The sequence below is a fragment of the Prevotella sp. C561 genome (assembly GCF_000224595.1).
Taxonomy (GTDB): Bacteria; Bacteroidota; Bacteroidia; order Bacteroidales; family Bacteroidaceae; genus Prevotella; species Prevotella jejuni.
Genome location: NZ_JH114145.1, coordinates 244,763 through 259,341, shown reverse-complemented (window position 1 = coordinate 259,341; position 14,579 = coordinate 244,763). Strand labels below are relative to the sequence as shown.

At 40.3% G+C, this 14,579-nt stretch carries 14 protein-coding genes and 1 pseudogene; 9 read left to right on the top strand and 6 right to left on the bottom strand.

The window, feature by feature from the left end; translation table 11 throughout:
• From HMPREF0666_RS08845 to HMPREF0666_RS08820, 6 genes and pseudogenes are all read right to left on the bottom strand, one after another.
• A pseudogene (locus HMPREF0666_RS08845) lies at positions 1 to 296 on the bottom strand (IS1380 family transposase); the annotation flags it as partial.
• 510 nt (positions 297 to 806) lie between these two features.
• Positions 807 to 1,247, bottom strand: coding sequence for a hypothetical protein (locus HMPREF0666_RS08840; protein WP_009012067.1), 441 nt, complete (start codon positions 1,245 to 1,247; stop codon positions 807 to 809).
• 64 nt (positions 1,248 to 1,311) lie between these two features.
• Positions 1,312 to 1,929 (bottom strand): hypothetical protein, encoded by a 618-nt coding sequence (locus HMPREF0666_RS08835; RefSeq protein WP_042856198.1) that lies wholly within the window; start codon positions 1,927 to 1,929, stop codon positions 1,312 to 1,314.
• Between the two features lie 1,272 nt (positions 1,930 to 3,201).
• On the bottom strand, positions 3,202 to 3,450 hold the full coding sequence (locus HMPREF0666_RS08830; protein WP_009012064.1) for a hypothetical protein: 249 nt from the start codon (positions 3,448 to 3,450) through the stop codon (positions 3,202 to 3,204).
• 36 nt (positions 3,451 to 3,486) lie between these two features.
• Positions 3,487 to 3,975 (bottom strand): hypothetical protein, encoded by a 489-nt coding sequence (locus HMPREF0666_RS08825; RefSeq protein ID WP_232214087.1) that lies wholly within the window; start codon positions 3,973 to 3,975, stop codon positions 3,487 to 3,489.
• Between the two features lie 483 nt (positions 3,976 to 4,458).
• On the bottom strand, positions 4,459 to 5,385 hold the full coding sequence (locus HMPREF0666_RS08820; RefSeq protein WP_009012062.1) for a hypothetical protein: 927 nt from the start codon (positions 5,383 to 5,385) through the stop codon (positions 4,459 to 4,461).
• A gap of 1,616 nt (positions 5,386 to 7,001) precedes the next feature.
• On the opposite strand from HMPREF0666_RS08820, the gene HMPREF0666_RS08815 reads away from it, so the two are divergent.
• From HMPREF0666_RS08815 to HMPREF0666_RS08775, 9 genes are all read left to right on the top strand, one after another.
• Positions 7,002 to 7,778: a dihydroorotate dehydrogenase electron transfer subunit gene (locus HMPREF0666_RS08815; RefSeq protein ID WP_009012061.1), complete on the top strand. Its 777-nt coding sequence runs from the start codon at positions 7,002 to 7,004 to the stop codon at positions 7,776 to 7,778.
• 119 nt (positions 7,779 to 7,897) lie between these two features.
• The gene (locus HMPREF0666_RS08810; RefSeq protein ID WP_009012060.1) at positions 7,898 to 8,806 is read left to right on the top strand and encodes a dihydroorotate dehydrogenase; all 909 of its coding nucleotides are present in this window, start codon (positions 7,898 to 7,900) and stop codon (positions 8,804 to 8,806) included.
• Between the two features lie 557 nt (positions 8,807 to 9,363).
• A complete protein-coding gene (gene ffh / locus HMPREF0666_RS08805; RefSeq protein WP_042856197.1) occupies positions 9,364 to 10,716 on the top strand; it encodes a signal recognition particle protein in 1,353 nt (450 codons plus the stop codon).
• Positions 10,717 to 10,748: 32 nt separating this feature from the next.
• Positions 10,749 to 11,633 carry a bifunctional methylenetetrahydrofolate dehydrogenase/methenyltetrahydrofolate cyclohydrolase FolD gene (folD, locus tag HMPREF0666_RS08800; RefSeq protein WP_009012058.1) on the top strand — a complete coding sequence of 295 codons (885 nt, stop codon included), beginning with the start codon at positions 10,749 to 10,751 and terminating at the stop codon, positions 11,631 to 11,633.
• The gene (locus tag HMPREF0666_RS08795) at positions 11,634 to 11,813 is read left to right on the top strand and encodes a tetratricopeptide repeat protein (RefSeq protein ID WP_004360124.1); all 180 of its coding nucleotides are present in this window, start codon (positions 11,634 to 11,636) and stop codon (positions 11,811 to 11,813) included.
• Between the two features lie 12 nt (positions 11,814 to 11,825).
• Positions 11,826 to 12,059, top strand: a complete 234-nt coding sequence (locus HMPREF0666_RS08790) for a ferredoxin family protein (protein ID WP_004360126.1) — start codon at positions 11,826 to 11,828, stop codon at positions 12,057 to 12,059.
• 2 nt (positions 12,060 to 12,061) lie between these two features.
• Positions 12,062 to 13,147, top strand: a complete 1,086-nt coding sequence (locus HMPREF0666_RS08785) for a 3-methyl-2-oxobutanoate dehydrogenase subunit VorB (RefSeq protein WP_009012057.1) — start codon at positions 12,062 to 12,064, stop codon at positions 13,145 to 13,147.
• A gap of 18 nt (positions 13,148 to 13,165) precedes the next feature.
• Complete coding sequence (locus HMPREF0666_RS08780) at positions 13,166 to 13,933, top strand: thiamine pyrophosphate-dependent enzyme (protein WP_009012056.1); 768 nt, start codon at positions 13,166 to 13,168, stop codon at positions 13,931 to 13,933.
• Between the two features lie 27 nt (positions 13,934 to 13,960).
• Complete coding sequence (locus HMPREF0666_RS08775) at positions 13,961 to 14,503, top strand: 2-oxoacid:acceptor oxidoreductase family protein (RefSeq protein WP_009012055.1); 543 nt, start codon at positions 13,961 to 13,963, stop codon at positions 14,501 to 14,503.
• Positions 14,504 to 14,579: the final 76 nt, after the last annotated feature.

The following is a 14,579-nucleotide window of genomic DNA, read 5'->3' as shown; positions in this document are numbered from 1 at the left end:
AGCAAGCTCCTTTAGTCCGCGCCCAACAGTGTCGGCACCGGGTATAGCGTATTAGGTCTCTGCTTGAACTGCCCTATAAGCACATTGATGTCCTCAAGGCATTCTCCACCACAAAGGTAACTGAAGAAGAGAGAGCCGAAAATACTTCCATGGCTGAATGCTTTGCCACTACTTCCACGTTTGCCCAATACAGATTCGGTAAGTTTTTCAAAGCCCAACTTTGAGAAAACGTCCATAATATGATAAATTCCACCGAAAGAAGTGATATTCTCGTTTTTAATTGCTACCTTTGTCATGTCAGATTTTTGCTTACTTGTTATGTTTGCAGCACTAAGATAGGTGAAATTTCTGACATATCCAAGTGTTTTGAGAACTTTGTTTCTCAGACACTTGGAGTTCTTACAAGAATTTATGCTGCGGAATTAAGGTCTACCTCCTTCAGAATCATGTCTTCAATCAGTTCTGGGTCGAGTCCCTTAGTTTCTTCAACTATAGTTTGAATAATCTCGTTTAATGTTAATAGTTCCATGTATTTACCTTTTTTATTTATAATACTACACATCTTCTTAACCAGCAGGAGAGCTTTCCACCTTTATATCCCTCTATGTTCTGAAAGTTTATTTATCCACAGGCAGAACGAGAATACACACCTAAGCTCACTCAAAGACATATACATAATTTGCATTGACTTGGGAAGGTTAAGTTTAAGAAGCTAATCCGATAAAATCCTCACTTCGTCTTCTTCTCATTCTATAGACCATGAAATATTGCAATTAATGATAATCCGAATCAAATTCCAAATGCCATTATTCTTCTAACCATTTATGTTTGCATAGCCACTCTCTTGTATCATTAAGGAAAGACTCTCCGTAAGTTTGGATTCCATCTAATTTCTTTTTATATCTCTTAAAAGTCTCAACCAAGAAACTATAAAAGGCTTTTCCCATGAGTAAACGCTGACAATTCTTGGGGAGTGGATAATACTTTCCATCTATAAAAGGTCTGATGATTTCCTCATCGATAGCTATGTCTATACCCAATGCGTTGTCATTCTTATAAAATCTTCGCATTGATCTCCGCTCATATTCTTTAGGAAGACAACGAAAACATAGCCATAACTTAAATGGAAAACAGTTCTTGTATTTAGGGAAAACGGCTGCCTCATATTCGTATAGCTCTTCTTCTATTTCCCATATCTTACACCAACTTGCACCTGGTGCATCCTTCGTAAGTCCTAATTCTAACATATCTATTTATTGACAAAGTGATAGATGACTTATATGAGTATTGAACATTAATAGCCTCATGAGGTTATTCTATTATTTCATTAGCACCTTGTTCTATAACTTGTCCTGTATTTGCATTTATCTTAACAAAATGGATTTTGCCATCACATGGGTTCCATGTAATAAACCAAACGGGCATATTATGGTCCTTTGCAATGTAACGATTTACCGAAACTCCCTTATCGAACAAGTCCAGTTTTAACTGTTCTTTTATGAACTTCATTACTTTCTCCCATGGATAGTTCGTGTAAGGAGCATCTTTATCGATAGTTTCTATTAAATAGCCATTCTCATCATAGCGTTTCCAGAGGCCTATATTAAACTGATTATAATAGTAGCGTCCTACTTTCTTGAGCGTCTTTGTCTTGTTGTAATATTCCTTATACGTACCGAATAATTCATGATCTTTCCTTGCATACTCAACGAACTCAGATCCATTCTCACCTCCGAACTGACGCACCCTACCTTTTATACTATCTTCAAAAACGTACTCTGTTCTTTGCTTATGCGTGTAGTATCTCGTAGAATCAAATCTCTCGGTAGTCCTTTCTTTGTTTTTAATGTTATTACAACCCGTATTTTGTGCCTTACAACACCCTGTAATCAGAAGTAATGTAAGTGCGGCAAACATTTGTCTTACCATGATTTATTATATAAAGATGTGTATATTACTTTATTCCTACTCTCCCTTTCCCTATCGTTCCTTGAACTCCTCTTTGCTTATTAAGTAGGGGAGGTATAGTTCTACAGCCCTTTTGTAATAGGCACGTCTGCTGAACGCATATAAAAAACAGTCTAAACTGCCCTTTCTCATAGCGTGTTATCATTAAGTGAAACGCTCGTATATGCCTCGTTCTCCTATTTCCCTACAGGTATGCCTCTCGTTCTCAGTCCTTCTCTCGATACTCAGCCTCGTAGCTGACAGTGCATAACTTACCTTATGGCAATAAGTAGTTTGTTGGGCTAACCAACTTGTTCATTCATTGTCAAAGGTATTCATTCTTACGTAAACAACGGCCGTTAGCCTGTACTCTTTAATACTTTTTAGCGTAAGAAAGGGTCTGGGGATGAGGTTTCTGTCCCTCGCTGGGAGGCGCATAGTCTGTGAGATCGCTTCTATTGGACAGTTTGTATTGTTTGTTAGTAGGTTCTTCTCTCGCGGTGGATGAGTCGTTCTCTCACAGAGTACACAGATGAAACAGAGCCAATTAGCGTACATGTAGAGCGTACGAATAGCCTTCGGTCGACAGAAGGCACAGAGCATTTCTGCTATTGGAGGACATGCTGCTTGTGAGAGAAGTGTTTTAATAAGGAGGTGAAAAATCATTACATTGTAACAAGCAAAATACCCTCTAAATAGGGGAATGATATCTTATGTAATCGGAGTTATAACATACAATATATCAGTAAGTTATAAACCGCGTTTGAGAACATGCCCTTCTTGCTCGAAGAAGGGCGTCTTCAAGCATCAAGGAGGGCATGTTCTCGAACGTAGAAGGGCGTCTTCTTGAAGCATGAAGAGGGTGTATAGTGTTCGAAGGGAGCGAAATTCCTTGACGTTAAAGCGATGGGCGTGCGTAGATAATACATGTGTGTAAACTTAACGACATCGATGGCTGGCTGAGGTTTAAGGCCTTTGGGTATGATATGAGTCCTTTATAGACACGTCTTGTAGGCTACTAAGGTGGCAATTAGTTCCCTCCGATATCTCTCGGTTAGTGTGCTGTGTCTATCTACGATGTGCAGTTTTTATGATGATATGACCCTCTACAGCATAGAGACAGTAGTAATGGCGGATATAGAGTAGTCTCCTATCTTGCCGTACTTCTGCTCTTCATGGTCAATGACTATGGGCAACATTGCTTATAAGTACTCATATCTTTAAGTTTATGGGTAAAGCTAACCAATTATTACATTACTTTATGAGAGCACTTATCTCTTTCTCTAAGGAGTATAAATCATTCATTATTGGATCTTCATAATCGCTAACAATATCTAAATAGGCTCTCGTTATTCCGTTGATTGGATTTAATGTCAGGCTCTGACAGTTATCGGATAATAAACTCTTTACGCTCTCCAATCTTGAAATAATCAGGTCTAATTTAGGCTCGTAAGGTAGTTTGTTCTTTAGATCAACTATTACTTTATCTAATTTATTCTTCATATTTTTATATTTAGTAGCAGCCCTAACCGAATCGAATTAAGTCTTTATAACGTCTTGCCAGATGGCCTTCAATTCCCTTTCATATTTAGTTGCATTCGCAATGTGTATCCTTTTTAAGTATCCACACAAAGTTGTTGGATGCTCTTTAAGTAGATAGTACTCGATTAGAAAAGCAACCAGAAAGTTTTTATAGTAAGGAAGTTCTGTGATGAGTTTAGGCTTCTCATCATCACTTAGTTCTTCTCCTTTAGGATATTCATCCTCATCCTCAAAATCATAACTCATCTTCCTTTCCACAAAAGAAACAATTTCTGTCATGTTTGAAATGAGCAAGGTTTCTAAGTCCTCGACCTCAATTTGTGCGGCTTTTAACTGCTCTTTGTCATAATCTAACAGTACAAAAGGGATATTACTCTCAATCTCTATATTTCTTTTTTGTAGTATGTTCCTTAGAAGAAGTTCATAACTTTTACCATTGATAAATCTATTTATTTCATCCATATTACCAAGAGTTTGTTTCTTCAATTACTTTTCTTAATTTATATTCAGTATGTCTATAGAGATTCATTGATGCGAGTTCCTATGGAGTAGTTTGTGCTTATCCCATGTCTTGTTTGCTGTTCAAAAAGAAAACAATAATTCTCAAGGGTTGAACTTGAGTACTTATATATTATAATATCAAATGGGGTTTGTTGGACTTAAGCCCAATGTATTTACCAAATCATTATTATATATAAGAGTAGAGATTAAACTCATCGTTTGACAGGCTTATCACTTATTGGTTAATGTCATTCCTTCTCCATAGGTTGTAATACTGGAGACGGTTGTAGTAGAGTCCTACCTCATCATCCTCATACTGCCCTCACTGGTGGAAAAGAGTAAGTTTTTGCAGCTGTGAAATGGTTGTCTTGTTGTAAGGAGGCCGTATTTCCTACAGCGTACCATTGTCATATAGTTATTTCCTGTCTGATGGTCATACTCTTTGTAATATGACTTAAACGCAAAAAACTACAATTTATTATTGAATAAAGTGATGTCTTGTAGGGTAATATCATATTCTTTCTTCACTGGTATAAAGAAACTTTTGAGATGAGGAATACTCATAATATCCCTCACTTTACAGTCTCTAACACTCGTTGACCCAATCATTCTGATTTCTTTAAGATTGGACAAATGCTGTAAGAAAGCAATAGAAGGTAACTCGCCACAGCTATCTATTGTTAGTCTTTCCATGTTTGTTAATGACCCAAGTATCTCCCAGTCTTTTATCTTCTTACAGTTCTGAAATGCAACAGAGATAAGAGATTTGTTATCTTTTAGCCAGCTTATAGACTCCATTTTGGAATTGTAACCTATTCCGATGTGCTCTAAGTGTGGCATATTCTGTAGTGCATTAAATTCGCTTAACTTACTTTTCATCAATCCTATTCTTCTTGCTTCTCCAAAAGAGACAAACTCATTTGAGGTCGTTCCAGAGTAGTTATCAATAAAGATATATTCTAAGTTCTTGCATTGGAAGATTGATTTACAGTTCTTTTTATTATAGTTTAGATAAATGCACCATAGCAAGGGTAATGAAGAAAAAGGGATTTCTTTGTCAGCGCTACCATGTATCTTTAAATACTCTAACTTTCTCAAACAAGACAAGTGAGACAGGTCTTCATAAGTATATGAATTCAGGTCTAATGCTCTTATATGCTCTAAAATAGATATCTTTTCAATATTTTCAATCTTCTTGTTTATGCCCTCTGAGATTGCTATAAGACCATCAACATTGTTCGTATTTATATAAGATATGTCGGGTATCTGTTCTATATTTGCTTGCATAAAAGCATATTCTTTTCCGAAATACTCCTTCCTTATAATAGTCTTCTCCCCTGTCGGCAAGCCTCTTTCTCCTTGAAACTCTAAAACGTTGATATTACTTTCTTTCATTCTTGATAATATTTCTTTTATGAATTTATGCCCATAGAGTGTGGAATAGATTTGGACTACTAACTTGTATATCAGGCTCCTTTTTGTTCGCTCTATAGGCTCTGCAGGCTACAACGAACATTATTTATATGCTGATGAAATTCATTCTTGCTACTTGTGCTTGGTAATGTTTTTTGTGTAAAGTAAGGCCTTATATCAGCAACAAAGATACGTTTATTTTCAATACTTTTGCTGTATTTGATACTTCACTTTTAATATACACGGGGCCAGACAGATACCCAGCGGCATTATAATCGTAACGGACACTTCTGTTGTTTATTGTATCAAGTGGCCGTAGAAAGCGAAGGTTATCACAGCCTCATATATCAGTAGGTGGGTGATTGACAGAACTTTTTTTCGTTTCAGCTCGCTTTTCAAGTGCTGTTCTAATCATCTTTTATGCACTTAAATGTAGTTTCTCTGTAAGCCTTTAGATGCCTTTATGATAAGAGAAAGCTCCCATGCGTCCTCCTGCCATGTACTAAAAGTTACAGCGAACTTACTTACCCTCTTAGTAAGATACGCATGCAACTTGTAGGATGTTTTACTTTCTCTATCGGAGATGGACACATCCCAAGACTCTTATCTGTACCTCCATAGAGCTGTGAGGACAATAACTTGACCTATCTGGGGAACCCATTTGCTCTTGAAAAATCTTTACTTTACATCGAGCTATATACTTTCATAATAGGAATATAAGGTCTCTTGGAATTAAGTCTATAACATGCAATGAATCAGAAAGTTATGAATAGCGTTTGAGGACATGCCCTTCTTGCCCGAAGAAGGGCGTCTTCAAGCCTCAAGAAGGGCATGTTCTTGAACGTAGAAGGGCGTCTTCTTAAAGCATGAAGAGCAAGTATTGGTTGTGAGATAAGCGAAAAAGATTTACAGAGTGAACTTACTGTCACTTATAGTAAGTCTATGCTTCCTCCTTCTTTCCTATCTTCTATCAATGTTTTCACGCTTTTCGGATGATGTATGGATGTTCCACATGTGAGGAAAAAAAGATGATGAAACCTGTTACTCCGCCAAGCATCGTTCACTCTGTTACCTTGTCTATCATATTCTGGCTAAAAGTGTTTACACTGTCTTAACTATATCCCGTCTCGGAAGACTTGCGTAACTATAGTCATAGTAAGGTTATTCAGTCAAAATAAAATTTGCTGTCATTACTGTCATTCGGTGTTGATATCTAACTTGTTAGTAATCAGTAGTGTTACATGAAGTGTTAAATATGACAGCAACTTAAAATAAAAATAATTCTTGTATAATGTGTTGTGTTTTCCTTCTGTCAGTAAGGTGAGTTATTACCTCATAATGTCAGAGCATCAGTTAACAATCAAGAGTTCAAAACAGCGTGATTTATGATTGAGTTGTAGGCATGGCGAGAGAGCCCACAGCTTAATGTTAGTCTGTTTTAGGGATAGTATTCATGGAGGAAGTATATCACAGTCTTTTTATGAGTGAATAACATGCTAACCCCATTTTGGTAAGATTTATTTCTGTTTTTTACGTCAATCAGCTAATAATCGAGATATTTTATCTATATTTGCATTGTGTTATAAAGCAAAGCAAAGATGAAGAAGTATGTCCTCGACTTGAAGGTATCTTCTGTGGAGAGAGTCAATGCAAGGAATGTCCTTATTAAGTTGACAGATGATAAACCACTCCCAGAGATGCTGCCTGGTCAGTTTGTAGAGGTGAGAGTGGACGGCTCACCTTCTACCTTTCTTCGCCGTCCTATCTCCATAAATTTCGTTGATATTGAGCGTAATGAGCTGTGGCTGCTTGTAGCAACAGTAGGAGAAGGAACGCATGCGCTCGCACGCTTGCGCAAAGGCGACATGTTAAACTGTGTGCTCCCATTAGGTAATACGTTCACCCCTTTGGCAAGTTCGTCAGAACGAGTACTACTCGTTGGTGGAGGAGTAGGGGTGGCTCCACTATTATATTTCGGTAAGCAGATAAAGGAAGCAGGCGGAACACCAGTCTTCTTGTTGGGTGCTCGTACAGCAGCCGACTTAGCTGAAATATCGCTTTTTGAGCAGTATGGAAGGGTATGTATAACCACTGAGGATGGCTCAGCAGGTGAGAAGGGGTTTGTCACAAACCATTCCGTTCTGTCCACAGAACGTTTTGACCGTATATCTACGTGTGGTCCTAAGCCCATGATGAAGGCCGTAGCACATTATGCCTATCAAGCCTCAATCCCTTGTGAAGCATCGTTAGAGAACATGATGGCCTGCGGAGTCGGTGCTTGTCTGTGTTGTGTAGAGAAGACAACAGAAGGTAATCTATGCGTATGTAAGGAAGGTCCTGTCTTTGATACACGTAGATTGATGTGGGGAGAATAAATCAGAAAGGAGTGGTAGGAGACTTTGTTTGCTTTTATTAGGTCGATAAAATGAATCGTCTTAATAAGGTTGATAGAAGGAGAATACCACAATGTTTCGTAAAAATAGATGATTATAATATGGCTGATTTAAGTGTAAAGATAAGTGACTTACATCTCAAGAACCCCGTGATGACGGCCAGTGGTACTTTTGGCTATGGTTTGGAGTTTGCCGATTTCGTACCATTGGAAGAGATTGGAGGAATCATCGTTAAGGGAACGACGCTGAAGCCACGAGAAGGAAATGACTATCCGCGCATGGTGGAGACACCTCAAGGGATGCTAAATTGCGTAGGCTTGCAGAATAAAGGCGTAGATTACTTCATCGAACATATCTATCCTCAGATAAAGGATATTGACACGAATATGATAGTTAATGTGAGTGGAAATTCCCCAGAGACGTATGCTGAGACGGCAGAGAAACTCGATGCGTTGGAGAGAATACCAGCTATCGAGGTGAATATCTCCTGTCCAAACGTGAAAGAAGGCGGTATGTCGTTCGGTGTCACCTGTTCTGGAGCAGCTTCAATCGTAAAGGCTGTACGCGAACACTACCATAAGACGATGATAGTCAAGCTATCACCTAATGTCACAGACATCGCCAGCATTGCACGTGCCTGCGAAGATGAAGGTGCCGACTCAGTGTCGCTGATAAACACGTTGATGGGAATGGCAATCGATATTGAGCGTCGTCGCCCTAAGTTGAGTATTCGTACAGGAGGGTTGAGCGGTCCGGCTGTAAAACCAGTAGCAGTCCGAATGGTCAATGATGTGGCAAAGGCTGTAAAGATACCAGTCATTGGGTTGGGGGGTATCTCAACTGCGGAAGATGCGATAGAGTTCCTTATGGCGGGTGCCACTGCTATCCAAATAGGTACAGCAAATTTCCTTGATCCTCAAGTAACGATAAAGGTGCGTGATGGTATTAATGATTGGCTCGACCGTCATGGCTGTAAGTCTGTAACAGAAATCATTAATTGTCTGGCATAGACATGTAGGGTAAGGAAAGGTGTAGGAATAGTTCGTTACATGGAAGACGAATGGTGATAAATACTGTCATTGTTCGTAGATATGGATGGACGAGCAAAGTCTTATAACCGTAGTTCCTTAAAGAAAAGCTAAGTGCTGACAACGTCTCAACCTCTTTTATAAGGCGTTGTCAGCACTTATTTTCGTTTATTAGTTTAAGAGATATTTGCCTTTGTGGTCAGTCTTTAGGCCGAGTGTAAATACAAAACAGGTGGTATCCGCTCTTAGAAGACCATTAGTCTTACTTTTAATCAGCAAGATTAGAAACATAATCAATATCAGTTGAAGAAAGATACTTAGATAGGATTAATTCGTACCCTTCATTGTTGAAGTTGGAAAGTGGGGTAGAGAAGGTTATGATTTACATTTTTTTGCACAAAGTCTATTTATGTGCGCATTATTATAAGGAGCGTGTTTTAAAATACATTAAAATAGGGGTTATTCGCTTGCTGTATTATTTCTCTTTTTATTATCTTTGTAAGATAGAATCAGAAATATATAAGTTTACTTTTAAAGCAATGTTTGAAAATTTAAGTGATCGTCTTGAACGCTCCTTTAAGATACTCAAGGGAGAAGGAAAGATAACAGAGATAAATGTAGCAGAAACCCTGAAGGACGTGCGTAGAGCACTTCTTGATGCCGATGTTAACTATAAAGTAGCTAAGTCGTTTACAGATACTGTAAAGCAGAAGGCATTAGGTATGAATGTGCTTACAGCCGTTAAGCCTGGACAACTCATGGTTAAGATAGTACATGATGAGTTGGCAGAGTTGATGGGTGGCGAGGCTGTTGGTCTGAATTTGTCAGGTCGTCCTTCAATCATTCTTATGAGTGGTTTGCAAGGTTCTGGTAAGACTACATTCTCTGGAAAGTTGGCAAACATGCTTAAAACAAAGGAACATAAGAATCCTTTGTTGGTTGCTTGTGACGTCTATCGTCCTGCAGCTATCGACCAGTTGAAGGTCGTTGGAGAGCAGGTGGGAGTAGCTGTCTATAGCGAACCAGAGAACAAGAATGTAAACGAGATTGCTGATCATGCACTTGCAGAAGCAAAGGCAAAGGGGAATGACGTAGTTATCATCGATACTGCCGGTCGTTTGGCCGTTGATGAAGAGATGATGAATGAGATCGAGAGTCTCAAGAATCATGTTCATCCCGACGAGACTCTGTTCGTTGTTGACTCAATGACAGGTCAGGACGCAGTGAATACTGCTAAGGAGTTCAATGACCGTTTGGATTTTAATGGCGTCGTTCTCACAAAGCTTGATGGTGATACGCGTGGTGGTGCGGCGTTATCAATCCGCACTGTCGTCACAAAGCCAATCAAGTTCATTGGTACAGGCGAGAAGATGGAGGCTATTGATGTGTTCCATCCAGGGCGTATGGCCGATCGTATCTTAGGTATGGGTGACGTTGTCTCACTTGTAGAACGTGCGCAGGAGCAGTTCGATGAGGAAGAAGCAAAGCGTCTGCAGAAGAAGATACAGAAGAACCAATTTGATTTCAACGACTTCTATAACCAGATACAACAAATCAAGAAGATGGGTAACTTGAAAGACCTTGCTTCTATGATTCCTGGTGTAGGCAAAGCTATCCGTGATGTTGATATCGACGATAATGCCTTCAAAGGTATTGAAGCTATTATCCAAAGTATGACACCGAAGGAGCGCACGAACCCTGAATTGCTCAATAACTCCCGTCGTCAGCGTATTGCTAAGGGCTCTGGTACCAATATACAAGAGGTGAACCGACTCATTAAGCAGTTCGACCAGACTCGTAAGATGATGAAGATGGTTACTGGCTCGAAGATGGCTGGTATGATGAGCAAGATGAAGGGTATGCCGGGAATGCCAAATATGCCGAAGATATAAAAGACACATATTCATCAAATAATATCATTACTATGGAATATCAGTTAATAGACGGAAAGGCAACAGCAACTGCGATAAAGCAGGAGATTGCCGAGGAAGTGAAGGCGATTGTTGCCGCAGGTGGTAAACAACCTCATCTGGCTGCCGTTTTGGTGGGACATGATGGCGGAAGTGAAACCTATGTTAAGAATAAGGTAATTGCTTGTGAGCAATGTGGATTCAAGTCTACGCTCATTCGTTTTGAGGCTGATGTGACAGAAGAAGAGCTTTTGGCTTGTGTGGATAAGCTGAATAAGGATGAAGACGTTGATGGCTTCATTGTTCAGCTTCCTTTGCCAAAGCATATCGATGAGCAGAAGATTATTATGGCTGTTGACTATCGCAAGGACGTGGATGGTTTCCATCCTATCAATGTGGGGCGTATGGCTATCGGTCTTCCTTGCTTTATCTCTGCTACACCATTGGGTATCCTCACCTTGTTGCAGCATTATCATATTGAGACTTCTGGTAAGAAGTGTGTTATCTTAGGTCGTAGCAATATTGTTGGTAAGCCTATGGCACAGTTGATGATGCAAAAACAGTATGGTGATTCAACTGTAACCGTGTGCCACTCTCGTTCAAAGGATTTGAAGAAAGAGTGTCAGGAGGCAGATATCATTATCGCAGCTATTGGCAGACCTGAATTTGTAACAGCTGATATGGTGAAGCCTGGTGCAGTGGTTATTGACGTCGGTACAACACGTGTTGAAGACAAGGCACGCAAGAGTGGCTTCAGACTATGTGGTGACGTGAAATTTGATGAGGTTGCTCCTCTCTGCTCTTTCATTACGCCTGTTCCGGGTGGTGTTGGTCCTATGACTATCTGTTCACTAATGAAAAATACACTTGCTGCAGGCAAGAAAGAATACTATAAGTAGATGACAGCAGAAGAATATTTCCAACGAGGTAATGAATGCCGACAGAGAGGCGACTGGCAAGAAGCCTTAGCCAATTATATGGAGGCTATCGAGTTGGACCCTAATTCTCCAGCAGTAATCGCAAAAGAGATGGTGGAGAATATTCTCAACTTCTATAACAAGGATGCGTATAATCCTTAAAATACAAAAACTATGAGCAAGATGAAAGGTGCCATTGTGGTAAACACAGATCGATGCAAAGGATGCCAGTTGTGTATCGTTGCATGTCCGAAAGATGTTATTGCTTTGGCTCAGAAAAAGGTAAATGTCCACGGCTATCCGTATACAGAGTCTGCACGACCAGATGATTGTATTGGTTGTGCTGCTTGTGCTACGGTTTGTCCTGATGGCTGTATCACAGTCTATCGTAAAAAAGTGGAGGAATAATTATGGCAGAACAAGATGTAAAACTTATGAAGGGTAATGAGGCTATTGCTCATGCAACTATTCGCTGCGGTGCTGATGGCTATTTTGGTTACCCTATCACTCCTCAGAGTGAGATAATTGAGACACTTTCAGCCTTAAAGCCTTGGGAGACAACAGGTATGGTTGTTCTTCAGGCTGAGAGCGAGGTGGCTTCTATCAATATGATTTATGGTGGTGCTGGCGCTGGTAAGCGTGTGCTGACAAGTTCCTCATCACCTGGTGTAGCTTTGATGCAGGAGGGTATCAGCTATATGGCTGGTGCAGAACTTCCAGGCGTCTTTGTTAACGTTCAGCGTGGTGGTCCAGGTCTTGGAACTATCCAGCCAAGTCAGAGTGACTACTTCCAAGCAACGCGTGGAGGTGGTAATGGCGATTACAATGTGATTGTATTGGCGCCAAATTCTGTACAAGAGATGGCTGATTTTGTTGACTTGGCTTTCGAGTTAGCATTCAAGTATCGTAACCCTGCAATGATTCTTTCTGACGGTGTGATTGGTCAGATGATGGAGAAGGTTGTCCTTCCTCCACAGAAACCGCGTCGCACAGAGGAGGAAATCCGCAAGGAGTGCCCTTGGGCTTCTATGGGTCGTACAGCTGATCGCAATCCTAATATCATTACTTCTTTGGAATTGAAGCCAGAGATAATGGAAGAAAGAAACCTCCACTTACAGGAGAAGTATCGTCAGATTCGTGAGAATGAGGTACGCTTTGAGACCCAGCAGTGCGAAGATGCAGATTATATTATCGTTAGTTTCGGTAGTGCTGCACGTATCGGCGAGAAGGCTGTTGAGTTAGCTCGTGAGGCAGGATTAAAGGTCGGTTTGTTCCGTCCAATCACTTTATGGCCTTTCCCAAGCAAGCAACTTGCAGAGCTGTGCATGGGTAAGAAGGGTGTATTGGTAAGCGAAATCAATGCTGGTCAGATGGTACAAGACGTGCGCTTGGCTATCAACGGAGCTTTACCAGTAGAACACTTTGGTCGCTTAGGTGGTATCGTTCCTGACCCTGAAGAGATTGTTAAGGCACTCAAGGAAAAGTTAGTAAAGTAAGAAGGGAGGACGTATATTATGGCAAATGATATCATTTCACCTGAGAATCTGGTGTATAAGAAGCCTACTTTGATGAACGATACGACAATGCACTATTGTCCGGGTTGTTCACATGGTGTGGTTCATAAATTAGTTGCAGAAGTAATTGAAGAGATGGGAATGAGTGATAAGGCGATTGGTGTATGCCCTGTAGGCTGTGCCGTATTTGCTTATCGCTATCTTGATATCGACTGGCAGGAGGCTCCTCATGGTCGTGCTCCGGCTGTAGCAACGGGTGTTAAGCGCCTTTGGGAAGACCGTTTGGTCTTCACTTATCAGGGCGATGGTGACCTTGCCTGTATTGGTACAGCAGAGACACTCCATGCTTTGAACCGTGGTGAGAACTTTACAATTATCTTTATTAATAATGCCATTTATGGTATGACAGGTGGTCAGATGTCGCCTACAACGCTTATGGGTCAGAAGACAGCAACTTGTCCATACGGTCGTGAGCCAGAACTGCATGGCTATAATCTGAACATTACGGAGTTAGCAAGTCACTTGAAAGGAACCTGCTATGTAACTCGTCAGAGTGTTGACACCGTTGCTTCAATCAATAAAGCAAAGCGTGCAATCCGCAAAGCGTTTGAAGCAAGTATGCAAGGAAAGGGAAGCTCGTTAGTAGAGATTGTTGCAACCTGTAACAGTGGTTGGAAGCTTTCTCCTGTTAAGGCTAACGAGTGGATGCGTGAGAATATGTTCCCTGAATATGAAAAGGGTGATTTGAAAGACACTACAGGTCTTTAATCCTTCCCTATATAAATAAGGTGTAAAATGAAAAAAGAGATAATTATTAGTGGCTTCGGTGGTCAGGGCGTACTCTCTATGGGTAAGATCTTGGCTTATTCGGGACTAATGGAAGATAAGGAGATAACATGGATGCCTGCTTATGGACCAGAGCAGCGTGGTGGTACAGCCAACGTTACTGTTATTGTAAGCGACGAACGCATCTCTTCTCCTATCCTTAGTAAGTATGATGTTGCGATAGTTCTGAACCAACCTTCGCTTGATAAGTTTGAACCAAAGGTTAAGCCAGGTGGTATTCTTATCTATGATGGTTATGGAGTATTCAATCCTCCTACGCGTAAGGACATCACCATCTATCGCATTAATGCTATGGATAAGGCTGCTGAGATGAAGAATGCAAAAGTGTTTAATATGATTGTTCTGGGTGGTCTGCTTAAGGTTTGCCCTGTTGTCAGCACTGATGGACTAAAGAAGGCACTCTTCAAGAGTCTTCCTGAACGCCATCATAACCTCATCCCACTAAATATGGAAGCAGTGGAAGAGGGAATGAAAATCATTACTCAGCAATAATTAAGTGGTAAACAACAATAGTAACTATTGTTATAATAAAGGAATTTAACCTGATTTTTTATAACTCTCTAATTTG